Genomic DNA, 23009 nt, shown 5'->3' on the forward strand with positions numbered 1-23009 from the left:
CCCAGCTCGCCCACCAGACGCCCCGTTTCCTGGAATAGCCTCCCCCACGAAGCTCCCACTGTCAGAGGCAGCTGGCATGATCCCTAAGAACAAAGCACCAGAGCCCCAGGGATCGCCATTCATCCCTGACTAACTCACGGCGGACCGGAAGGCGGGACATGGGCAAGCGGCTAGACCCGATACTGGCAGCCAAAGTCATGATCAAGGCCGGAGCGGAGCCACTTGTACCATACCCTGGGGCCGGTAAACCATGGCTCTGCCGCTGCCTCACTTGCTTGCGTGAGATCACTCCCAGCTATCACAGTATCCAGAAAGGACAAGGTTGCTGCGTCTATTGTTCTGGGAAGAAGATCGACCTAGTCTCTGCATTACAGCTGATGAAGTCCGCTGGGTTCAATCCGCTGGTTGATTTTCCTGGAGACAAGGCACCCTGGCTCTGCCGGTGTATCACCTGCCAGCGCGAGTCGTCCCCTCGTTATAACGACGTGCACGCAGGACATGGTTGCCGACACTGCTGGGAAGATCGCCGTGGCGATACACTCCGACTTGACCATGACCTAGCAGTCTCAGTCATGCACTTGGCCGGATTTAAACCTACGACCCCATATCCTGGATCAGATATCCCGTGGCCATCCACCTGCGTTAAATGCCATCGGAAATCCAGCCCTTGCTATTCTTCCGCGCGAAATGGCCATGGTTGCCGATACTGCGGTGCAGAACAAAGAGGGGAACGCCGGAGGCTCACCGAAGATATTGCCACTTCGGTAATGCACGCAGCAGGACTTACACCACTTGAACCCTACCCGACCGCGCTTCAACCCTGGCGATGCCAATGCCAGAATCAATCTTGCAGATCCATTTTAACCACACTGTCTTATAGCAAAGTGCAATCTGGGCGCAGATGCCACGCTTGCCGCGAGAGATCGTCTGGTTTCGATCGGACGAAACCAGGATGGGTTTACCTGCTATTCCATCCTGAACACGAAGCAGTGAAGGTCGGGGTCACCGTCGTCGGGGCTGAGCGAATTCGGCAGCACCAGCTCCGCGGCTGGCGGTTATTTCGACAGCTCCCCTGCGCAACTGGGGAAAAGGCATGGCGCATCGAGCAACGAGTGCTTAAATTTTTGCGCATACAAGGGATTAGGCCTTACCTTACCGCCGAACTTATGCCGCAAGGCGGGCAGACCGAAACTGTAGATGCCGAGCTCGTGCCACCTCTCGAAATGTGGAAACTTATTCAGGCCGAAGCAACGCAAAACCACTAAGAGGAAACATCAAAGCACGCAACTGAATCAGACCAACAAGGAAACCGGGCTAAGTCCGCGAGCGATACAAGCTTGACCCTTGATGCCTTTACCTCGAACCTAACATCTTTTCAAATCGTCGCGCCTTATTCAGCTGCCTTTGCGATCCAACACTGGTAGCAATTCGAATTCCTATATGCATCTGATCCTGCGCGCTTGCAAGATCTCCTACACCAGCGAGAGCACTGGCCAAGTCAACCCGCAAAGCCGACTCGGCACGCGAGAAGCTTGGATCTAATCCACCGATAGCTTCCGTTAAGAGCCCTAGCGAACTAGGGACCCCCAAACGAACACTGGAACTCCCCCGCCAGCGGGTTAGATGATTCATATCAAGTACAACATACGGGCCACATGAGACCAAAGTGTCACTCGGAAGACGATTTTCCGCTTCATCAAACTGCTTCAACGCGAAGCTAGCTTCCCCAGCAGCTGCCAATACTTCGCCGCACGCAGCGTGATTCCAGGAACATAGCAACTGCGAACAGAAGCGCTTTGCCATTTGACGAGTCGATTCAATTAGCTCGACCGCCGATCCTATTTCACCCATTTCAACCAAGGTGAACGCCTGCTCGGCGACAGCGTGTACACGATAAGAGGTATCTTTGGCCTCCAGCGCGAACATTTTAGCCTGTTCGTAATGATGCCAGGAGACGGAGCAGTCCCCCATATCGAGGGACTGCCACCCAGCCAAGGCGTGCATCTCAGATAGCAGGATGGCGAGTTCTCGGCGCGTGTCCCCGGAGAGGCTGTAGACGAAAAGGTTTCGGACCTGGGAGATCTTTGACAAAAGTTCGTTGTGGGTGACGATCGCGCCGTATTGGCGGTCGATTCGGCGGATGGTGCTGAGCTGGTCGCAAAGACCCTTCAACATGCCTGCGTCGACTCGGCGGGATTTCTTGATGCGGTCGCGGAGTTCGGCGTCGTCGGGTGGGGCGATGGCTTGCATGGGTGGGGCTAGGAGTTCGCGGCTGTCCGTCTCGAAGATGCGTTCCAGGAGTCGGGCGGTCGCCGGGCGGATGGGGCCGAGCGGCTGGCCTTTCGGCCCCTTCCCCGCGACGAGCCGTTGGAGGTGGCGGAAGCTGAGGGTTCCTGGCTCGCCGTGTTCGCGGGCGAAGTTCTCGGCGTAGGCGCAGAACTCTTCCAGGGTCATGCGGCGTTCTCGGATTTTCTGTTCGAGCAGTGTGCGGTAGGGGCGCACTGGTGGTCCTCCCGTCCCCGATGCGGAAGTCGTCTCTATGTCGTGTTCGTGTCGTTCCGCTGATGTCGGCTGTTTGTGAAGCTGGTTTCAGTCTGACATGGACCGTGTACCTGCGGTCACCAGAACCGCCCGGTGGTGGCGCTCCGCCTCTCACCTGTCACCGCCGGGCGCCCGGTCACGGCCGGGGTCGACGACCCCGAACGTCGGCTCCGGCCGTGATCCCAGCCGTGGAGGTGCTCGCCCGTGGAGTTGCGAACAGGTCGCCATCCCGCCGGTCGCGGACTGGACGGGTCCGACTACGTCGTGTCGGTGGTGCGCTCGGACTCGCCGATCGACTCGTACGTGAACGAGGACGGCATGGTGTGCCTGGTGCTGCCCGGTAAGCCGTGCGGAGTCCTGCTCGGGCTTGCCGGGGATGGTGCGAAGACCTTCCTGGCGCACCTGATCGCGCGTCTTCAGGAGGTGGAGACGCATGAGCGCCGCTGATGCTGCTGCGCTCGCGGTGTTGCTGCGGCGGGCGCAATGGGCCATCGACGACGCCGCGCACCGGATTCCCGAGGACCGGTTCGATGGCGACGAGCACCGAGACCTTGCTGACGCTCTGGAGGCTCTCGCGGGGATGCTGCGGGCGCGGGCGGACCGGTGCACGGTGTTCGACCAGCCGAGCCGCTGATCATGTCCGGCGGCCAGCACTCCCGCGAGCGCGGCGGTTACGTCACGGCGTGGTGCGGCGACTTGAACGCCGACCTGCCGACGATCATCTTTCTCACCCCGTTCCCGCAGACGGAGCCTGAGCCGGACGAGGTCGAGCAGTCCGGGCGCCCGTCGCTCGCCGTGCTGCGAGCGGTGCGGGACGCGCTGCGCCGCTTCTAGACACCGGGACGGGTTCCACAGAGGCGACCCGATTCAGCGTGCAGGGCCGCGAATAGGGACAGGTGGGACGGGTCAACGAGACCCGTCCCACCCGTCATTTTCATCGTTTCCGCACTTCATCGGAGTCGGCAACCTGTCCCGCTCGGTGTGACGGGCTGTCCCGTCCGGGACGGGTATGTGACGGCTACGGGACATCCTCGGACCGGTGGTGTTCGATGACGGCCCGGAGATCGGCGGTGTAGTACCCGCGTACCTGTCGCGCGGTGCCGGTGTCGTCGGTGAGGCGTCCTCGGCGGGGTTGGCAGCCGAGTTCGCCCATGCGTCGTCCGAACGCGGTCGGTTCCAGGTCGAGTGCGTCGGTGAGTTCGGCAGTGGAGACGAACTCCCGTGCTTCCAGGTCGTCGCCGAGGTGGTCGAGCACTGCTCCGAGCGGTTCGGGCAGCGTCGTCGGCTCCGGCGCGGTCGCGCCGACTGCGGTCGCCACTGTGGACGGATCGATCCTTCTTACACTCGTGTCGCCCGCCGCGTGCCCGGTGAGGGTGCCCGCCGCTTCACGCAGCTTTCGGCCTCGCTGGCAGAGGGTGCGCCATTCGGGGTTGGGTAGGTAGTAGGTCCGCACGGTCATCGCGAGCACGTCGCCGCTGCCGTCGGCTTCACCGTCCGGCCGCAGGATTCCCACTCCTTTGTGGCTCGGTAGCAGTGTGGAGGCGTCGTAGCCGCGGGTGTTCATTTGGTCGCCGAGCACGATGTTGGAGTCGCGCCAGTCCATCACCCGGAGTGCGAACCGTGAGCCGAGCACGGCGCGCAGCCGGGACGGGATGGTGGCGGAGTCCGGCCGCTGGGTCGCCAGGATGACCACCACGCCGACCGCCGGTCCTTTCCGCGCGAGGTAGGCCAGTAGATCGGCGATGTGCGCGCCGAGCGTCGTCTTCACCTCGCCGACGTCTTGGCGCTTCGGGTTGTCCAGGAAGACCTGTACTTCGTCCAGGATCACGCCCGTGATGGGCATCCCGAGGTCGGCATCCCGCGATATGGCCCGCGTGATCTTCGATTCCGGGCACAGCTCGTCGTCCAGTGTGGACATTCGGGTGTAGCGCTGCTGCACTTCGCCGACCAACTCGGTGAGGTGGTCGCGCACCGCTTCGGCGTGCCGATCGTCGTCGCCGCGCACGAAACGGTGCGCGACGGCTTCGACGGCGTCCCAATCGTTTCCTCCCTTGCCGTCGAAGACGTAGAGCCGTGCGTGCGGGTCGAGGACGAGGCCGGCGGTGGCGAGTCGGGCGGCAAATGTCTTGCCTTGGCGCGGAATCGCGCCCACGAGCAGCGACGTCCACACCAACGGCAGGTCGATCCGCCGGTTCCGCGCGTCGCGCCCGAACGGCACCGGGCGCCAGGCATCCCAGGAATCCACCGACAGCAGCGGGCACGGCAACGCCGGGCCGGAGTACGGATCGTCGTCGGCCACCCACAGGAACACCCGCCCGGCGTGCCCGCGCCTGCCCCGCACCCGTTCGGCGACGAGCTGCACCTCGTCGACCGCGAGCGCGGAGGCGAGCGCTTCGCGCTGCTTGATCACGTCGGCCGCCTTGCGAGTGGCGGGCAGATCCACGGTCATCGCCCAGCCCTGCCCGGAGCGAACTGCGCGCTCCACCAGGTGCACGGTGTCCTCTCGCCCGATCAGCTTCGCGTCCCGGAACGCGTCGATGAGGACTTGCGGGTCCATCGTCCACGCGAACGAACGCGGACCGGCGATGACGCGCTTGCGTCCCGCCGCGCCTTCCTTGCGACGTCCCGTCACGGCTGCCACTACAGCGACCAGTGCGAGCGATGCCCACAGCGCGGATTGTCCGAACAGGACTCCCAGCACCGTGCCCGCACCGATGACGCCGAGGGCGACGGATCCGGTCACCTTCCAGCGGAACAGTGTCAGCGACCGGATTTCCAAGAACTTGTCGGCCAGCTTCTCGGACTGCTCGGCGGCCTCGCGGTAGTCGTGCACCCGCACCCATCGTCGCCACCGGCGCACCGCGAACAGCACGCCTCGGACGACGGCCCGCAGGAACCGCCACGGTGAGCGGGTCACCGCTGCGGCGGCGTCGATGAGCGCTTGCCGCAGTAGCGGCCACGACTTCAGCGATGCGGGCACGCGCGGCGAACGCTGCCACCACCGCGCGAACCGTCGTGCGCGTTCACGGCGTGGTCGGTCGTCCACGATTTCGGCGTCGAACACGGCTCGCTCCACCTCGTTCACGGAGCCTCGGAGTGCGTCGTCGTTCATGGCTCGCCCCGTTCGGTGTTCACTTCCTCGGCGAGTGCGGCGGCCAGTCGTGAGGACAGCCCGCGCGAGCAGCCGGTGATCTCGCGAATCCACGCGGGAGTCACGGTCACGCCGGGCTGCCACGCCTGCCGCGCCCGGTTCAGGTACTCGTCGGCGGAGGTCCGGCGCGGCGGCGGCGCGGCCTTCCGCTCGGTTCGCTCGGGTGCTGCGGCCGGTCGCTGCGGTGCCTCTGAGAGCGCGGCGACTTCACCGAGCTTGTCCCGCAGGTCGGTCACCGCCTCGGCGGCCACGAACACCACCAGCGGCGGCACGGAATGCAGCACCACCATCGCGGCCGAGGCGTCCGCGAACGCCTCCCAGGTGTTCATGACGTAAGTCGCGGCGAGCGTGAACCACTTCGCCCCGCGCACCCACCCACCGGTGTGCACGCCATAGCGAGCGGTGACCTGCTCGGCCCGCAGGATCGCCAGCAGCACCAGCGACACCATCGGATCGAGCAGCCACGCAGCCGACCACCGCAGTGACCACACGGCCGCGTCTCCGGCGGCGAAGCTCTGGACGTTGGTCATGGTGAACGCGAGTCCGAGCAGGATTCCCGTCCAGCACAACCGGTCCACTTGCCGCCGCACCTGCTCGACCGGTTCGGCCCCGGAGGGGACGGGCGGCGAGTGCCGCCCGTCCCGCGATGTCCGCCCGCTCATCGCTTCCGGCTCCGGTGATGCGGCGGCTCCGGTGTGGTGACCGTGAGCGCCTTGGTGAGCGTGTACGCCGCCAGCGCCGCCGGAATGCCCAGCACCGTGAACAGCGCCGCACCGCTACCGCCTTGCGTGATCACGAGCCACTGCCCGAGCACGATCACGCCCGCCGTCGCGACCACCCGCCCGGTCAGCGACACCAGCCGCGCCCCGGTCCGCGCGGTCTCGGCGGCCTTGCGGGACGCGCGGGCACTCGCCCGCCACACGCCGATCAGGACGAGCAGCGCACCGACCACCGCGAGCACTTGCACTGGAGTGAGTTGCAGCGTCATTCCCACTCACCCCGCTCGGCTTCACGGCGTGCCCGCCACATCGGGTAGAGCGCGCGGCGGTCCTCTTCGGACAGCGCGCCCCACACCCCGACCGTCTCCGCTCCGGCGGAGCGGAACTCCAACTCCAAGCACTCGTCGCGAACCGGGCAGTCCGCGCACAGCCGCGCGGCCAATTCCCGATCGGGCTCGGCGCCGGTCGGCTCCGGCGGGTCGCCCGCCGTGAGCTCCCACAGGCAGCGGCCGTTGTCCGTGACCACGTCGGTGAGCACGTCCAGCGGCAGCGACCGCAGCAGGTCCAGCCGCGCGAGCCGTTCGGTCTCTTCGGGATTCACCACGACGCACCCCCGTTCAGCCGCGCCACGTCGCGAGCGGTCCGGCGCTCGGCGGCCATCTCCGCCACTTCCACGCGACCGCCCGACTCGCTCGCCTCAGCGGCGAGCCGGTCCACGGCCGCACTCGGGACCACGTAGCGGGTGCGGACCCGCACGGCCGGGAACGAGTCCTCCCGGATGGCGCGGTACAGCGTCGAGGGGTTGCAGCGCATGATCCGCGCCGCTTCCCGAACCGTGTAGAACGTCGGTCTCCCGGCGTTCTCGAAGTTCTTTTCCATGTTTGTGTCTCCTGAGAACGAGGAATGCGCGCATTTCGGCGGAATAGAAAGCCAATATCAGCGCATAGAAGACGCGAAGTGCCTCGTCCCTCGCGTGGGGTTGCTGTGTCGAAAAAGAGTTCGCGCTAATGTCGGCGCTGAGGCGGAGCGCGGAGGAATACGTGTCGGAGGACTGGACTGCGGTCGCTCATGCGATTGACCAGCGCGTGAGCGAACTCGGTATGCGGCAACGCGAGTTGGCAGAGCGCTCGCACGTATCGCAGGCGATCGTGCGCGAGTTGCAGCACAACACCGTGCAGCGGCGGCGGAGCGCGCGAACGCTCGAAGCGCTGTCGCTGGCGTTGGGCTGGCACGCCGAACACCTCTCGGCCGTGCTCGACCGCCGCACTCCGCCCCAGGTCGGCGACCCGCTGACCATTGCCGATGACGATGTGCCCGGCCGGCTGTCGGCCATCGAACACCAGCTCCGCCGGATCACCGACACGCTCGACGAGATGAACTCGCGGCTCACCGCGGAGACCGGACGTGGCGGCGGGTCGGGCGGCTAGCCGACCGCTCCGGCGATCAACCGGCCTGCCCCGGTGGGCCGTTCCATGTGCGCTGTCCATGACTCCAAGAAACGGCAGTCGAGCGCGTTTTCACAGATGGCTGCGGTTAACCGCGACGCCATTAACCGCAATTAACCATGCAGGTCAGATCGCATATCGGGGGATGATGCGATGACAGCGAAAACCCGCTTGCAAGTGGTTCGCAGGCAGCTCGACTACTCGGCCAACGACGTGATCCGGATGCTCGACCGACTCGCGAAACGGCTAGATGTGTCGGTCATGTCGCCGACGAGCCTGAAAACGAAGCTCTCCCGCTGGGAGAACGGACACGAGTCCGTCAGCGAGCCCTACCGGCGGCTGTTCCGCGAGCTCTACGGCCGCACCGACGAGGAGTTGGGGTTCCCGTCCGAGCCGGATGACCAAGACGTCGCCGAACTACGCGCCCGCATCGCGGTCGCCCGCCGGGTTGATCCGGAGCTGCTGGAGAGCTTCCGTCTCCAGGTGGACCATGCCCGGCAGATCGATCGACGCTTCGGTGGCGTCACCATGCTGGACCGGCTCCGGGGCGACATCGACCAGGTGAGCAATCTGCTCGGACACAGCACGCTGAGCGGGCACCGCGAAGCGCTTGCGGGCGTGCTCACCGAAGCGTCCACATTGGCCGGGTGGGAAGCCCTCGACCGCAGCGCGCACGGGCAGGCGTGGGAGCACTACGAGCGCGCGAAAACCGCCGCGCGAGAAGCGATGTCGCTGCCGCTGCTCGCGCACGCCACCGCCGAGCAGGCGTTCGTGCTCATCGACATTGGCGAGACCGAAGCGGCGGCTGAACAGCTCGCCGTAGCTCGTGAAGTGGCCGGAGACGCAGCTCCCTCGTTGCTCCGAGCGTGGTTGGCGGCTGCGCACGGCGAAGGGCTTTCGGCGGTCGGGCAGCGAGACGACGCACTTCGGGCGTTCGATCAAGCCGACCAGCTCTTGCCCGCCGAACCGGTCGATCCCGCGTTGCCGTTCCTGTTCCTCGGCGGCTCACACCTGGACCGGTGGCGCGGCAACGCGCTGAGCAAACTCGGGGAGGCCGAAGCGATCGACCAGCTCACCGACGCGCTCCCGCGCTTGCCCGAGGCGTTCACGCGCGCCCGCACGGGAATCTTGGTCGATCTCGCGTTCGCCTACGCCGCAGCAGGCGAACGAGACGCCGCACTCGAACACTCCCGCCAAGCACGGCGCCTCGCCTCCCAAATCAAGTCAGACCGCCAACTACGCCGACTCAGCGGCCTGATCCTTCCCGGCTCCTCGTGAGGCTAGGTAGTACAACAGCGCGACCAACGTCCCGGACCCGAGAAGCTTTCGCTGCTGCGTCAACTCGATGACGCGCTCCAGCGGAACCCACTCGATCGTCCCGGCTTCCTCTTCATCGGTCGGGTCGCCGACGTGCCTCGCCCCGCGCCACAGGTAGACGTCGAACTGCGCGGTGACCATGCCGGGGATCGGCTCGAAGCTCACCAGGTGCTCGGCCTCCCCGACCGGCTCCCAACCGCTTTCCTCGCTCGCCTCACGCAACGCCGTCGCCGTGGACTCCTCGTCCCCGTCCACGATGCCGCCCAGCAGCTCGTAACCCCACTCATCCGTGGCGAACCGGTACCGCCACAGCATCAACACCTCATCGCGCTCGTTCACTATCAACGCCACCGCAACCCGATCCAGGTGCACCACGTGATGCTCGAACCGCCGCCCATCCGGCGGCTCAACATCCACTAGCCCCAGCCGGACATACCGGTTGTCATAGATCGTCCGCTCCCCGTGCACCCGCCATGCTCCGCGCTCAAATTCGTTCACCTGCACACGGTACAACGCCAAATACGCTACCGTTTCGCCACCAAAACGATTCTAACCTAGGTGACGATGTTTACCAAATTACTAAGCACTGGGCTCGCCTTTCAAGCAGTGCTCATAATTCTATTCTCAATCGCATACGCTTTCATGTATATATTCACCCTCGGGCAGGGAGTCCGAATATTCGTCGGGGCCGTGTACGTTCGAGATTTCCGGAGCAATACACGTGTCAGGCATCTTGTTTTTCGTCGCACACTCGCATCACTAAGTTTCTTAATCGCAACATTTCCAGTAGGGCTATTCAGCTTTTCGGTAGCCGTCGGAATAAACGAAGATAGCCAAATTATCGACATCCCGATCATGCTAGCCTCCCTACCCGTAGTGTATTTAGTTTTGTACCCAATCCTGGGAGCACGAATATACTCCAACCTCAGGAAAACAACCTCAGATCCAGAAAAATGGACACCCTTGCTGGGTGAAAATTACGCATCCACCCTTAGGGAAATCCGGGTAGCGCACGCCAACAATATAACTTCCGCCTACTGGGTTCTCTTCGTTGGATTTGCCCCTGCCATGTGGGCGCTCGGGAAAGTGTTGACTTTCCATCCACCTACGCCATTTTCCGATGTCCTCGCTGGCGGGTCGGTTGCACTTATAGGACTTGCGGTAGGACTTTTTGCGATGTCCGCATTCTCCACCCTGGACAGGGTTCTCCCTCATCGGAGGGTCATAAATCGGTGCTTGGTTCTACTGAAGCACCTCGAAAAAGACTCTCCCGGATCACCCGCCCGTACGGCTGTCCAGACAGCGCAGAAGCAGGTAGCACCGCCGCAATCCTTTTCCGCGTCAAGATGGAGAAATCCAATGCATAAAGCTGGCTTCGACCTAGCTCGCGCACTGGAGAGGACCGCCCTCGGATTCAGGGGAAAATTCACCCATGGCGATTACGTGCAAATCTATACTGAGTGCACGAAACTTGCCGACTCGCTTAGGTCCGAGGCAATGGAAGGAGACTCCCCCGAATCACGAGAGCGCTATGCAGATTTGGTACGGTGCGCCCTATCTTTCGTAGCGAGTGATAACCCAACTCGACTTCTACCACACGTCCGAACAATCACCTCCGAGCAACAAGGGAAAACACCCCCTTCTGGCAGGTTCCTGCTATTCCTTGAATCCATAAACGAACATGCCCAACATGCTTGGGGCACTGTCAAAGTTATCGGTGCGCTGGTAGCAATTACTTTCATGATCATTTACGGAAAATGGGATACCGTCGGGAAGTTTTTCTTGCAGTAGACGCACGGTACTACCTAGTCCTTTTCGGCATTCGGCTTCCAAGGATTTCTGCCGCCTTGCGATCGGAGGCCGCAACCCATGCCGCATAGACCCGTAGCGTGGTCGCGCCACCCCCACCGTGCCCGAGGCGGCCGGAGACGGTCGGTAGATCAACGCCAGCAGTAAGGAGTTCCGTCGCCGAGTAGTGCCGCAAGGCGTGGAGGTGGGTTCGGATTCCGAGGCGTTTCGCCATGTTCGTGTAGCGGGAGCTGAGGGCGTCCGGTGGGTACGGGTGGCTGTGGTCCGGGCTCTTGGTGCCGGTGAAGACGAACAGGTCCTCGGAGAACTCGATCCCGAGTGCTTCGGCCCGTTCACGGACGCGGCGCTTGTGCTCGCCGAGGAGGACGACCGTTTCGGTGTCGAGAGCGATGCGGCGGTTCTGGTGGGTCTTGGTGTCCTTTTCCTGGCCGCCGACCCAGTTCCGGCGGAGGTCGATCACGCCGGTGTCCAAGTCGAGGCGGGAGAAGCGGAGGGCGACCAGCTCGCCCCGGCGCATCCCGGTGGTCATCGCGAGCCACACGAGGGTGCCCCAGTCCTCGTCCAGCCGGAACGCCTCTTCCGAGAGGCGGGCCGCCTCGTCCGGCGTCGGCGGGTCGGGCTCCGGTGGCTTCTGCTTCGGCTTGCGCGCCACCCGTGCGGGGTTGGTGTTGATCCAGTCCCAGCGCTCCGCAGCGTCGAGGGTGCCACTGATGATGAAGTGGATCTGCCGGACCGTCGAAGCGGCCATCGGCTTGCAGACGTGCGGCTTGCACTTCGCCGCCACGCAGTCGTGATCGCCGTCCTTCTTGTGGCGCTCGATGAACGGCTTGCCGTCGCACCGCACCCGGCACCGGCGGAGCTCCGTGTAGAAGTTCTCCAGCATCCGCGCCGTGATCTTGTTGACCGCTGTCTCCCCCAGCGCCGGTCGGATGACTCGGGAAACGTAGCCCTCGTAGGTCTCGCGGGTGCTCTGCTCGATCTCGTTCGTCCGCAGCCACTCGTCGAGGGCGTAGGACAACGTCGCCGACGACGGCGCGGAGCGCTGTCCGTCGACCTGAGAGAGCAACTTGTTCAGCAGGCGTTCGGCCCGCTTCCGGGCGGCCTTGTCCGTCCCCTGCACCGCGTCCCGCAGGTACGTCCGTTTGCCGGTAACGGGGTCCACTCCGGCGTAAACGATCACGCGGAGTGTCCTGCCGTGCTCTTCGATGCGGCCTCGCTGGCGTCCGCCGCTGCTCGCACTACCCATGCTTCGGGAAGCTACTCGCACCCAAACTCGCACCCAAGTCGACAAATTCGATCTTGTTACGAGTTCCGCCGCAGGTCAGATGGTGGGGCAGGTGGGACTTGAACCCACGGCTGACGGATTATGAGTCCGCTGCTCTAACCAACTGAGCTACTGCCCCCGATGGCGTGATGAAACGCTCCTCTGGGTGATCGTAGCGAGGCTGGGCGGTGAGAAGCTCGTTGGGTTGCCCGCTCGACCGGGCGAAACCCTGCGGGGCGAGTCCGTGACGTGGGCGGACGGTGGAAAATGCTGCAGTAGCAGCAAAAAGGGCCGACACCCGAGGGTGCCGGCCCGTTCTGCCGCAGCGTCACATGAACGCCGTGATGCTGAAAGCACCGGTCAGCTGACCGATGATCACGATGGTGGCGAGCAGGGCACTGATCCCCGCCACCGTCAACAGCGACAGCATGACCAAATAGACCAACGCCCTGATCGGCTTCGGCAGCTGCGCCACCGTGGCCAGATCGGGCAGTGCGAAGTGGTTTTCCTTGCCGATCCCTGGAGCGGACATCCCGACTTCCCCCGTCCTGATTGTTCGTCCCCGTTGGTGCACCACTGCTCCGAGGACGGAGAGCAGTGGGAGTTTCGTTGGTTCGCACGCATCATGAATCGATTTGGTTTATGCCACACGGCTGGGACCGCGGGCCGATCCTGATCGTCCATGCCCGCTGTGACCTGCGGGAAAACCTCAGGGGGAAGCGGGGTTTCGTCGAGCTGTACGAATCAGATCGGCGAGCTCATCAGAATCGTTACCCGACCCTGATCAACCCGAGACTGAATCGCCCGAAAGGGTGGAATGCTTCATGAACATCAAAAAAGGCGCCCTCATTGGCGCCCCTTCGCGGTTCGTTAACCCTTTGGTTAGCCGACTAGTCCGGACGCCGGTTGATGTTTACCGATCCATCGGAGTGCTCACGCATTCTCGTACCCGCACACGCCAGGATTCGACTTGATCCAATCGGCTTCAGACTCTGCGATCAGCATACCAGCCGCCCTTCTGAGCTCCGCTTCGACCGTCGACGCCGCCAGGAGCAGGCGAGCGAACCCGCGAACCTCCATCCCGTTCCGGTGCAACAGAAAATTTCGTGCTCCAGCGGAGGATTCGCCCATTTCGGTCGTTCGCTCGGCGATCGGAGCGACCACTCCTGGACGCGGCGACGGAGGGGCGCAACCTTCCTCTGAGTCCGAGATCACCGGCGCGCAGGGCATCGGCCGCCATGTGGCTGAGCACCAACATCGAGATCGCCGGCCGCTTCGGGACATTCGGCGAAGAGCGCGCCACCGCCTTCGCCTACGCGATCAGCGGCGTGGGAGAACGGCTGCCCGGAAACGCCACGTGCTCCGCTGCCGCCGAATCGGCGTGCTGCCCTCCGGGTGGGCAGCACGCCTTCCTCCGATCAGAACCCCTCGCCGAGCGGGAGCGGGAGCGGTGCGAGGCGGTGGGTGGGCGGTTCGGTGCCGTGCAGGTGGCGCACGAAGTGGTCCCACGTGCGGCGGGTGACGTAGTGCATGCGGCGCAGCAGCGCGTGTTCGTCCCCGGGGATCATGAGCATGTCGACGTCCTTGTCGGCCTCGATCAACGCATCGACCAGGCGCAGGGTGTGCGCCGGGAGCACGTTGTCGTCGAGCTCGCCGTGGATCAGCAGCAGCTTCCCCTGCAGGTTCGCGGCCAGCGCCGGGTTCGACAGCGCCCGCTTGCTCTCGTCGTTGATCTCCCCGTGGTACTGCTCGGCCCACATCGGGACGTAGACGCCCATGTCGTGGTTGCCCGCCACCGCCACTCCGACCGAATAGAACTCGGGGTGGGCGAGCATGGCGCGTGCGGCGGCGAACCCGCCGCCGGAGTGCCCGGTGATGCCGACCCGCTCGGTGTCGAGCCAGGAGTACCGGTGGCCGAGCTCGCGGATCGCGGCGATGTGGTCGACCAGCGAACCCGCGTCGTCGAGGGCGCCGTAGGACTGGTCGTGGAACGCCTTGTCGCGGCCTGCGGTGCCACGTCCGTCGACGGCGACGACCGCGAATCCCAGTGCCGCGAACGCCTCCGCCTCTCCCGGTACGGCGCTGTTGAACGCCGGTCCGGCCCGGTGGATCTGCGGGCCGGGATAGATGCAGTCGATCACCGGGTAGCTGCGGTCGGGGCCGAAGCCGTGCGGGCGCCACAGCAGTCCGTGGATCGAGGTCTTCCCGTCGGCGGCGGTCGTGCGGAATCGCTCCGGCGGGCTCCAGCCGAGGGCTTCGAGCTCCCCCGCGTCCGGGGATTCGAGGTCGACGAGGACCTGCCCGTCCCCGTCCAGCACGACCGACCGTGGCGGGGTGCGCACCGTGGACGCCCGGTCGACGAGGTAGCCGCCTTCGTCCGGGCTCACCGCGTCGTGATCGAGGTCGTCGTCGGTGAGGCGGGTGAATCCGGTGCCGTCGAGGCTGATCCGGCAGATCTGGCGGACGTACGGGTCGTGCTCGACGAGCCCGGTGGCCAGGAACCACACCTGCCGGGTTTCCTGATCCACCCAGAGGACCTTGCGCACCGGCCACTGCCCGGAGGTCACCTGCGTGATCTGCGCACCGTCGGCGGAGTAGAGGTAGAGGTGCCCCCACCCGTCGCGCTGCGACCACCAGAGGATCTCGCCGGAGTCCAGCACGTGCACCATCGCCGGTTCCCCGAGCTGCGGAGTGGGGTCGACGCGCGTCCTGCCGCTCTCGCTGATCAACGTGGTGCTCGCGCCGGTGGCCGGGTCGAGGCGGCGCAGCTCGAGGGTGCGGGCGTCGCGGGAGTGGTGCAGGAAGTGCACCGCGTCGCCCTTCGGCCCCGACCACCACCGGTACGTGGTGGCCGCCGGATGCACGATCACGTAGGGATCGTGCTGCTGGCGCACGACGCTGCGCGTGGTGACGTCCAGGACGGTCCACTCCATCGTCGCCTGCGCCTCATCGCCCGGTATCGGGTAGCGGGACCGGTGCTCGACGGGCGGGCCGCCGTCGCGGGGCGCGGACTCCACGAGCACCTGCTCGGGCAGGTCGCGCTGATCGAGGCGGTGCACCAGGAGCCGGGTGGAGTCCGGCGACCAGGACACCACCAGCGGCGAGGGCAGGCCGAGGTTGCGAAACAGCGCCCGCATGCCCAGCGCTTCGGGCAGCCCGCCGTAGTCGAAGTGCGGTTCGGCGTCATCGGTGAGCGCGAACTCCTGCTCGCCGTCGCGGGAACGGATCAGGATGTCGCCGTCGCGGCGGAAGGCGATCCACGCCTTGTCCGGCGATGCGACCTCGCCGGGCGACGGCTCGGTGTCGTCGACTCGGGTGCAGACACCCGTGCGGTCGGACCACTCCCAGCGGGATTCGAACGCCGAGAACCGCACCGTCAGGTCATCGTCGTCCGGGAAGTCGAGGTCGACCGAGGTGATCGGCAGGTCACCGGCCGCGACCGCGCGGCCCGCCGCCACCGACAACGCGGCGGCCAGCCGGTCGTGGTCGAAGGCGTCGCGGCGCGCTCCCCTGGCCGGGTCCACCAGGACGTAGCGGGCTCCCGCGCGGTACGAGAAGCGGTCTCCCCCGGTCAACCAGCGCGGCTGCACGGTGCCGCCGGGCACCCGGCGCGCCCGGTACGGGGCCTGCATCGCCTCTGCTCGGGCGTAGTCCGCGTTGGTCAGCCGGATCGTCGGCTCGGCGTTGTCGTTCGGCGTCATGCCTCGAAGAAACACCCGGCCGTCGCGGCACACTCAACCCTCGGCCGGATGTTCCGGGTCACTCCGGCCCGAACTGCACGGCGAACCGGACCGCGGGTTCGGTGACCTGCTCCTGCGCTTGCTCGGCGGAGCGCTTCCCACCGCTTATGCAGTCACAACCTCGAATCTGCATATTTATACGTCATGATCTTCACCGCGCCCACCGGCCCCAGGAGCAGGACGCATGCTCTTCGTGCCAGATGCGAGGACACTTTTCGAGCAGCCCGAAGGCACTTGTTACGATGAATAAATGTCGAAGGTCCTGAATAATCTTCCAGTGGGTGAGCGAGTCGGCATCGCCTTCTCCGGCGGGCTGGACACCTCGGTCGCGGTGGCGTGGATGCGCGAGCGCGGTGCCCTGCCGTACACCTACACCGCTGACATCGGCCAGTACGACGAGCCGGACCTGTCCGACGTGCCCGAACGCGGGCACGTCTACGGGGCCGAGCGCGCCCGGTTGATCGACTGCCGTGCCGCACTGGTCGAGGAAGGCCTCGCCGCGCTGGCCTGCGGCGCCTTCCACATCCGCTCCGGCGGGCAGGCGTACTTCAACACCACGCCGCTCGGTCGTGCGGTGGTGGGCACGCTGCTGGTGCGCGCGATGCGCGAGGACGACGTGTTCATCTGGGGCGACGGCTCCACCTACAAGGGAAACGACATCGAGCGCTTCTACCGGTACGGCCTGCTGGCCAACCCGGACCTGCGCATCTACAAGCCCTGGCTGGACGAGGACTTCGTCACCGAACTCGGTGGCCGGGATGAGATGTCCGCCTGGCTGGTCGAGCGGAAACTTCCGTACCGCGACTCCGCGGAGAAGGCGTACTCCACCGACGCCAACATCTGGGGCGCCACCCACGAGGCCAAGAAGCTCGAATACCTCGACACCCCGCTCGAAATCGTCGACCCGATCATGGGTGTGCCCTTCTGGGACAGCGCCGTGGACATCCCGGCCGAAGACATCACCGTCGAGTTCCAGCACGGCCGCCCGGTGCGGATCAACGGGCAGTCCTTCGATTCCGACGTCGACCTGGTGCACGCGGCCAACGCCATCGGCGGCAGGCACGGGCTCGGCATGTCGGACCAGATCGAGAACCGGATCATCGAGGCGAAGAGCCGCGGCGTATACGAAGCGCCGGGCATGGCGCTGCTGCACATCACCTACGAGCGGCTGCTCAACGCGGTGCACAACGAGGACACCGTGGCGATGTACCACTCCGAGGGCCGCCGCCTCGGCAGGCTGCTCTACGAAGGCCGCTGGTTCGACCCGCAGGCGCTGATGCTCCGGGAGTCGCTGCAGCGGTGGATCGGCTACCCGATCACCGGCAGCGTCACGGTCCGCCTGCGCCGCGGCTGGGACTACACCGTCCTGAACACCGAAGGCCCGAACCTGAGCTACCACCCGGACAAGCTGTCCATGGAGCGCAGCAAGGACCAGGCGTTCGTCCCGAACGACCGCATCGGGCAGCTGTCCATGCGCAACCTCGACATCGCCGACTCGCGCAGCATGCTGGAGCTGTACGAGGGCGGTGGCCACGGTGCGCTCACCGCATGGGGCGAGCTCGTCGGCGAGCTGGCTCCGGGCGGAGCCACGGCGATCGCGGCGCGCACCGGCGAGGACGACGCCGTCGAGTCCGACGCCCTCGACCACGCCGCCATCGAGGTGGGCACGGACTGACCTTCTTGAACACCGGGGCCGGTGCGACCTGAGCGTCGCGTCGGCCCCGTGTCGTTCGACGGGCGCCCTGGTGCCGGTGATGGCGCCCGCATGGCCGGGATCCGCCGGAGCGAAAGTACCCACGAACGCACAAAACCCCAGGTCGATGACCTGGGGTTTGAACTGCTCCTCCGACTGGACTCGAACCAGTAACCCTCCGGTTAACAGCCGAATGCTCTGCCAATTGAGCTACGGAGGAATGTCAGTTGTGCTTGCCAGCCCCTGTCTCGCTGACATGGACAACTTTAACGCATCCGCGCAAGCCCGTTCACACCCCCCCTCGTGTCCTGAACCGCGCAGGTCACGGGCTCGCGGTCAGCCGCAGTGGGCGACGACGAAGATCCGCCGGAAGGGCAGCCAGGTCGTGCCGTCCGGCCGTGCCGGATAAGCCGCCCGCAGCCGGGTGCCGAGCTCGGCGCGGAACGACGTCCACTCCGCGTCGGCCATGGCCGCCCGCACCGGCCGCAGCGTGGTGCCGCTGATCCACTCCAGGACGGGGTCGGGGCCGCTGAGGCGATGCACGTAAGTCGTCTCCCAGGCGTCGACCGACAGCCCCAGGTCGGCGACGATCTCCGCGTACTCCGCGGGCGCGAGAACCGAATGGGCACCCAGCAAACCGTCCACCTCCCGCCCCCGTTCGCGGAGCAGTCCGTAGATCTCCCGGTGCGACGGGGAGTCGAAGTTGCCGGGCACCTGGAAGGCGAACGCGGCGCCCGCGGGCAGCGCCGGGAGCCACGACCGCAGCAGGTCTACGTGCTCGGGAACCCATTGCAGCACCGCGTTGCACAGCACCACGTCGGTGTCCGGCCACGGCTTCCAGTCGCGCACGTCCTGGCGATGCGCATCCACCCCGTTGGCCCGCGCGGCCTCGACCATTTCCGGCGAGGCGTCCGCGGCCTCGACCTCGGCGTCCGGCCAGCGGTCGGTGAGCAGTGTCGTGAGGTTTCCCGCACCACAGCCCAGATCCACGACCCTGCGCGCTCGAAGCGGCGGGACGCGGGCCATCAGGTCGTGCGCCGGACGATCGCGGTGCTCGCTGAAGGACAGGTACTTCGGCGGATCCCACACCCGGAAAACAGTACGGTCGTACTGTGAGGTTGTCCAGGGCTCAGCCTGCGGGGCGGCGCAGCCGCTGCGCCACCTCGGCGGCCACCGGAGCCAGCGCGGCCTCGTCCGTGCCCGGATCAGCGCGGACCTGCAGCACCAGGCCGTTGCGGCCGGGCACCTTGCGCTGCACGAACCGGGCACCGCCCTCGGGGAGCTCCCGGTGCTGGGTGTTGCGAATCGAGCCGGTCACGCGGGTGTGCACGACCTCGGGGAGCCTGCCCGGCTCGGTGAGCGCGATGCGTCGCGGCGGCAGATCCCGCAGCAGCACCGCCTCGCCCGCCGGACCGGACTCCTCGGACTCGATCACGGTCAGCGTTGCCTCTTTCCAGGTCGCCTTGCTCACCAGGTGCCAGCCGACGCGCCGGCCGTCCGGCAGCCACAGCCCCAGATCCGTGGCGACCAGCGGCCCGTCCCCCGCGCGCGCCACCGCCAGCACCCGCTCATCGCTCGTGAGCTCACCGGCGAAGTCCGCGGGCAGTTCGGCGGTGCCGGACAGACGGGCCACGAACCCGCGCAACCAGGACATCACAACGCTCCCGAAGCCTGGTGCAGCAACGAATGGCGGTACTGCTCCAACGCCAGCATGTCCCCGAACAGCGAGTTGTACTCCTCCGGCTGCTCCGTCGGCGACATCCGCTGCACCCGCGACTTGATGTCCGCGATCTCGCGGCCGACCATGATCTCCTGCAAGCGGGCGATCACCCCGGCCACGTAGCGCGGATCCTCCTCGGACTTCGTGTCCAGGGCCTCCACGGCGAGCAGTGTGAGCAGCCGCCGCGTCACCTCGTCCGGGCACTCCCGGCCCACCGCGTCCACCAGGCCCGCACCGGACAGGCCGGACATCGTGCCGCCCGCCGCGACGATCGCCTGGTGCAGCCGCGAATAGGACGGCTCGGTGAACGCCTCGTCCGGCAGCGAGTCGTAGACCGGACCGGCCAGCGCGGGCACCTGCAACGCCAGCTTCAACGTCTCCCGCTGGCACCAGCGCGGATCGTCCCTGCTCGGACGCCGCGGCAACTCCACGTCCACGCCCAGCGAGTCCTGGTCCGGATTGCGCTGCGCGCGACGTCGCGGCTGCTGCTTCACGGGGGCGCCCGCCGACTCGCGGACCCGGCGCACCACCTGGTTCTCGTCGTTCCAGCCGACCCAGCCGGACAGCTGCACCGCATAACCGTCGCGGCGCTCCAAGTCCTTGATCTGCGCGACCAGCGGCACCGTGCGCTTGAGCGCGTCCACCCGGCCATCGACCGAATCCAGGTCGTATTCGGTGAGCAGGCTGCGGATGGCGAACTCGAACAGCGGTTTCCGCCGGGCGACCAGATCCCGCACCGCGGTGTCCCCGCTGGCCTGGCGCAGTTCGCACGGGTCCATGCCGTCGGGCGTGATCGCCACGTGGGTCTGCGTCGCGAACCGCTGTTCCCCGTCGAACGCCTTCAGCGCCGCCTTCTGCCCGGCGGCGTCGCCGTCGAAGGTGAAGATGACCTCACCGCGGAACGCGTCGTCGTCCATCATCAGCCGCCGCAGCACCGAAATGTGTTCGTCGCCGAACGCCGTCCCGCACGACGCGATGGCCGTCGGCACCCCGGCCAGGTGCATCGCCATGACGTCGGTGTAGCCCTCGACGACCACCGCCTGGTGCCGCTTCGCGATCTCCCGCTTCGCCAGGTCGATGCCGAACAGCACCTGCGACTTGTTGAAGATCGGCGTCGCCGAGGTGTTGACGTACTTCGCCTCGATCGGGTCGTCGTCGAAGATGCGGCGCGCGCCGAAACCGACGACGTCACCGGCCAGATCCTTCAACGGCCACAACAACCTGCGGTGGAACCGGTCCAGCGGGCCGCGCCTGCCCTCCTTCGACAAGCCGCACTTGTACAGCTCGTCGAGCTCGAAACCCTTGCCCAGCAAGTGCTTCGTCAACTTGTCCCAGCCGGACGGGGCGAAACCGCAGCCGAAGCGGGTGGCGGCCGCCTCGTCGAAACCCCGCTCCGCGAGGTATTCGCGGCCCTGCAACGCCTCCGGCGAGCGCAGGTGCTCGGCGTAGAACTCGGCGGCGACCCGGTGCGCCTCCACCATCCGCGCGCGCGTGCCGCGGTCGCGCTTCTCGCTCGGCACCCCGCCTTCGTACTGCAGCTGGATACCGGCGCGGTCGGCCAGCCGCTCCACGGACTCGACGAACCCGAGGTGCTCGGACTTCATCAGGAACGCGATGACGTCGCCGCCCTCACCGCAGCCGAAGCAGTGGAAGGTGCCGTGGCTGGGGCGCACGTTGAACGACGGCGTCTTCTCGTCGTGGAAGGGGCACAGCCCCTTCATCGCGCCCCCGCCTGCGTTGCGCAACGCCACGTACTCACCGACGACCTCGTCGATCCGGATGCGGTCACGTACCTCGGCAACGTCGCTATCTCGGATCCTTCCAGCCACACGGCCAGTCTAGGCGTCGCGCACAGCGCACCGACGGGTGTCCCCGCGGGGGAGCACAATCGGCTCCATGACCAATGCCGGTCCGGCGCGAGCCGCCGAGTTCGACGCGCACCGCCCACGGCTGATCGCCCTCGCCTACCGGCTCACCGGCGGATTCGCCGACGCCGAGGACGCCGTGCAGGAGGCGTGGCTGCGGCTGGCCGGTGAACGAGCCGAGGTCCGCGACCTCGGGGCGTGGCTGAGCACCGTGGTCGGTCGGATCTGCCTGGACAAGACGCGCTCGGCCGCGCACCGGCGGGAGCAGTACGTGGGGCCGTGGCTACCGGAACCCGTGGTGACGCCGATGGACGCGCAGGATCCGCTGGAGGTCGTGGTGGAACGCGACGATCTGCGGATGGCCGCGCTGCGGGTGCTGCACGAACTACCCGCCGAGCAGCGGTTCGCGTTCGTACTGCACGACGGCTTCCAGGTGCCGTTCGGCGAGATCGCCGAGCTGCTCGACTGCTCGGCCGCCACCGCTCGCCAGCACGCGTCCCGGGCGCGCAAAGCGCTGGCCGCGGGCACACCGCCCCGCACTCCGCTGCCCCGGCAGCAAGAGGTGGTGGAGCGGTTCATGGCCGCGGTCCACGCGGGCGACGTGAGCGAGCTGACCCGGCTGCTGCATCCGGAAGCGGCGTTGTTCGGCGACAGCGGCGGCAACGCGCACACGGCACGGCGGCCGGTTGTCGGCGCCGACAAGATCAGCCGGTTCCTGCTGGGGCTCGCCGCGAAGTACGGCACGGCGTCGCTGCGAGGGGCGTTCCCGGTGCTGGTCAACGGAGATCTCGGCGTGTTCGTGCCCGGCGACCCCGCCGATCACACCGGCCGTACGTCGGCTCGCCGGGTGCTCGTGTTCACCCTCGACGGCGACCGCATCGCGGAACTCCACGACGTGGTCAACCCCGACAAGCTGACGAACCTGCCCCCCGACACCTGACCGGCCGACGCCAGGTGAATGCCGCCTTCGCCCGATGAGATCGGGCCGTTCACTCACGTGGGCGAGCGGAGTGAACGGCCCCATTCGACCGGTAGGACTGGGCGCAGGAAGCATTCACCTCGGATGGCTTCAGCGACGGTGCGAGGCGGTCAGGGCGTGGGGACGCGGCAGGCCTCGCCTGACGTGAAGCCTTGGGCGGTGATGCCGAGCGCGTGGTTGAGGCGGGTGCGCTGGTTCTCCGTGGCGATCATGTGCGTCAGCTCGAGCACGCCCTGGTGGCCCAACCGGCGGTCCAGTTCGGCCACCTGCTCGTCGGTCACCCGCATCGGCAGGTCGGTCATCGCGTCGGCGTATTCGATCACCAGCCGGTCCAGCTCGGTGAACCGCGGCGAGGTCCGGTAGTCGTCGATCTCCTTGAGCCGGTCGATGTCCAGACCCTCGTTGCGCTGCAACATGGTGCCGAAATCCACGCACCACGAGCAGCCGATCCGGACCGCCGTCCGGTACACGGCCAGCTCCCGGACGCTCGCGGGCAGGACTCGGGCCGCCCGCTCCACGGCCAGCTCCCCGATTCCCGAAGCCAGCAGCAGCTTCGGGTGGTGCGCGGCCACGGCCATCGGGTCCGGCACCGCGCCGAAACGACGCCGGGTGTACCGGTAGACGAGCTTGGTCAGCAGGTTCGCTCGTTGCGCTGGAACGCGGGGGATCCGCGACATGGTCACTCCCTGATGCCCGGTCCCCGCCCGGTGCGGGGACTCACCACCAAGACGAGACGCCTCGCGGGAACGTGACAGCTGCCTGATGA

General features: G+C 66.4%; 21 protein-coding genes and 2 tRNA genes. 7 read left to right on the plus strand and 16 right to left on the minus strand.

Going from position 1 to position 23009, the window contains the following annotated elements; translation table 11 throughout:
* Positions 1-1353: 1353 nt before the first annotated feature.
* Positions 1354-2454, minus strand: coding sequence for an NsdA family TPR-like regulatory protein (locus H2Q94_RS23725; RefSeq protein ID WP_243789385.1), 1101 nt, complete (start codon positions 2452-2454; stop codon positions 1354-1356).
* A gap of 291 nt (positions 2455-2745) precedes the next feature.
* Here H2Q94_RS23725 and H2Q94_RS23730 point away from each other — a divergent pair, with 291 nt between their 5' ends.
* Genes H2Q94_RS23730 through H2Q94_RS23740 form a run of 3 tightly spaced genes read left to right on the plus strand, consistent with a single transcriptional unit; the run spans position 2746 to position 3375 of the window.
* On the plus strand, positions 2746-2988 hold the full coding sequence (locus tag H2Q94_RS23730; RefSeq protein ID WP_243789386.1) for a hypothetical protein: 243 nt from the start codon (positions 2746-2748) through the stop codon (positions 2986-2988).
* Positions 2975-3175, plus strand: coding sequence for a hypothetical protein (locus tag H2Q94_RS23735; protein ID WP_243789387.1), 201 nt, complete (start codon positions 2975-2977; stop codon positions 3173-3175). Before H2Q94_RS23730 ends, H2Q94_RS23735 begins: the two co-directional genes overlap by 14 nt.
* 2 nt (positions 3176-3177) lie before the next feature.
* Positions 3178-3375 carry a hypothetical protein gene (locus H2Q94_RS23740; RefSeq protein WP_243789388.1) on the plus strand — a complete coding sequence of 66 codons (198 nt, stop codon included), beginning with the start codon at positions 3178-3180 and terminating at the stop codon, positions 3373-3375.
* A gap of 184 nt (positions 3376-3559) precedes the next feature.
* On the opposite strand, the gene H2Q94_RS23745 is transcribed toward H2Q94_RS23740, so the two are convergent.
* From H2Q94_RS23745 to H2Q94_RS23765, 5 genes are read right to left on the minus strand one after another with little or no spacing between them, the layout of a single operon-like run.
* The gene (locus H2Q94_RS23745) at positions 3560-5653 is read right to left on the minus strand and encodes an FtsK/SpoIIIE domain-containing protein (protein ID WP_243789389.1); all 2094 of its coding nucleotides are present in this window, start codon (positions 5651-5653) and stop codon (positions 3560-3562) included.
* Positions 5650-6354 (minus strand): hypothetical protein, encoded by a 705-nt coding sequence (locus H2Q94_RS23750; protein ID WP_243789390.1) that lies wholly within the window; start codon positions 6352-6354, stop codon positions 5650-5652. The genes H2Q94_RS23745 and H2Q94_RS23750 overlap by 4 nt, the downstream gene beginning before the upstream one ends.
* Positions 6351-6680: a hypothetical protein gene (locus H2Q94_RS23755; protein WP_243789391.1), complete on the minus strand. Its 330-nt coding sequence runs from the start codon at positions 6678-6680 to the stop codon at positions 6351-6353. The genes H2Q94_RS23750 and H2Q94_RS23755 overlap by 4 nt, the downstream gene beginning before the upstream one ends.
* Positions 6677-7012 carry a WhiB family transcriptional regulator gene (locus H2Q94_RS23760; RefSeq protein ID WP_243789392.1) on the minus strand — a complete coding sequence of 112 codons (336 nt, stop codon included), beginning with the start codon at positions 7010-7012 and terminating at the stop codon, positions 6677-6679. The genes H2Q94_RS23755 and H2Q94_RS23760 overlap by 4 nt, the downstream gene beginning before the upstream one ends.
* Positions 7009-7290: a helix-turn-helix domain-containing protein gene (locus H2Q94_RS23765; RefSeq protein ID WP_243789393.1), complete on the minus strand. Its 282-nt coding sequence runs from the start codon at positions 7288-7290 to the stop codon at positions 7009-7011. The genes H2Q94_RS23760 and H2Q94_RS23765 overlap by 4 nt, the downstream gene beginning before the upstream one ends.
* Before the next feature lie 161 nt (positions 7291-7451).
* Between H2Q94_RS23765 and H2Q94_RS23770 the strand changes: the two genes are divergently transcribed.
* Complete coding sequence (locus H2Q94_RS23770; RefSeq protein WP_243789394.1) at positions 7452-7838, plus strand: helix-turn-helix domain-containing protein; 387 nt, start codon at positions 7452-7454, stop codon at positions 7836-7838.
* A gap of 171 nt (positions 7839-8009) precedes the next feature.
* On the plus strand, positions 8010-9134 hold the full coding sequence (locus tag H2Q94_RS23775; protein ID WP_243789395.1) for an NsdA family TPR-like regulatory protein: 1125 nt from the start codon (positions 8010-8012) through the stop codon (positions 9132-9134).
* Here the strand turns inward: H2Q94_RS23775 and H2Q94_RS23780 are convergent.
* From H2Q94_RS23780 to H2Q94_RS23800, 5 genes are all read right to left on the minus strand, one after another.
* On the minus strand, positions 9093-9671 hold the full coding sequence (locus H2Q94_RS23780) for an NUDIX hydrolase (RefSeq protein WP_243789396.1): 579 nt from the start codon (positions 9669-9671) through the stop codon (positions 9093-9095). The genes H2Q94_RS23775 and H2Q94_RS23780 overlap by 42 nt on opposite strands.
* A gap of 1303 nt (positions 9672-10974) precedes the next feature.
* On the minus strand, positions 10975-12162 hold the full coding sequence (locus tag H2Q94_RS23785; protein ID WP_243789397.1) for a tyrosine-type recombinase/integrase: 1188 nt from the start codon (positions 12160-12162) through the stop codon (positions 10975-10977).
* Positions 12163-12308: 146 nt separating this feature from the next.
* Positions 12309-12385 (minus strand) — tRNA-Ile (locus H2Q94_RS23790).
* A 189-nt stretch (positions 12386-12574) separates the two neighbouring features.
* Positions 12575-12778 (minus strand): hypothetical protein, encoded by a 204-nt coding sequence (locus H2Q94_RS23795; RefSeq protein ID WP_184477740.1) that lies wholly within the window; start codon positions 12776-12778, stop codon positions 12575-12577.
* An 886-nt stretch (positions 12779-13664) separates the two neighbouring features.
* The gene (locus H2Q94_RS23800; RefSeq protein ID WP_243789398.1) at positions 13665-15947 is read right to left on the minus strand and encodes a S9 family peptidase; all 2283 of its coding nucleotides are present in this window, start codon (positions 15945-15947) and stop codon (positions 13665-13667) included.
* A gap of 289 nt (positions 15948-16236) precedes the next feature.
* On the opposite strand from H2Q94_RS23800, the gene argG reads away from it, so the two are divergent.
* Entirely contained in the window at positions 16237-17661 is a 1425-nt protein-coding gene (gene argG / locus H2Q94_RS23805; protein WP_243789399.1) for an argininosuccinate synthase, read from the plus strand.
* 165 nt (positions 17662-17826) lie between these two features.
* Here the strand turns inward: argG and H2Q94_RS23810 are convergent.
* The 4 genes from H2Q94_RS23810 to dnaG all read right to left on the minus strand — a co-directional run bounded on the left by H2Q94_RS23810 (position 17827) and on the right by dnaG (position 21228).
* A tRNA-Asn gene (locus H2Q94_RS23810) sits at positions 17827-17899 on the minus strand.
* A 116-nt stretch (positions 17900-18015) separates the two neighbouring features.
* A complete protein-coding gene (locus tag H2Q94_RS23815; protein WP_243789400.1) occupies positions 18016-18768 on the minus strand; it encodes a trans-aconitate 2-methyltransferase in 753 nt (250 codons plus the stop codon).
* A 40-nt stretch (positions 18769-18808) separates the two neighbouring features.
* On the minus strand, positions 18809-19333 hold the full coding sequence (locus H2Q94_RS23820; RefSeq protein WP_243789401.1) for a hypothetical protein: 525 nt from the start codon (positions 19331-19333) through the stop codon (positions 18809-18811).
* Complete coding sequence (gene dnaG / locus H2Q94_RS23825) at positions 19333-21228, minus strand: DNA primase (RefSeq protein WP_243789402.1); 1896 nt, start codon at positions 21226-21228, stop codon at positions 19333-19335. Before dnaG ends, H2Q94_RS23820 begins: the two co-directional genes overlap by 1 nt.
* Positions 21229-21295: 67 nt before the next feature.
* Between dnaG and H2Q94_RS23830 the strand changes: the two genes are divergently transcribed.
* A complete protein-coding gene (locus H2Q94_RS23830) occupies positions 21296-22204 on the plus strand; it encodes a sigma-70 family RNA polymerase sigma factor (protein ID WP_243789403.1) in 909 nt (302 codons plus the stop codon).
* A gap of 149 nt (positions 22205-22353) precedes the next feature.
* Here the strand turns inward: H2Q94_RS23830 and H2Q94_RS23835 are convergent, their stop codons facing one another.
* Positions 22354-22920, minus strand: coding sequence for a carboxymuconolactone decarboxylase family protein (locus tag H2Q94_RS23835; RefSeq protein WP_243789404.1), 567 nt, complete (start codon positions 22918-22920; stop codon positions 22354-22356).
* Between the last annotated feature and the right edge of the window lie 89 nt (positions 22921-23009).

The organism is Saccharopolyspora gloriosae (assembly GCF_022828475.1).
Taxonomy (GTDB): Bacteria; Actinomycetota; Actinomycetes; order Mycobacteriales; family Pseudonocardiaceae; genus Saccharopolyspora_C; species Saccharopolyspora_C gloriosae_A.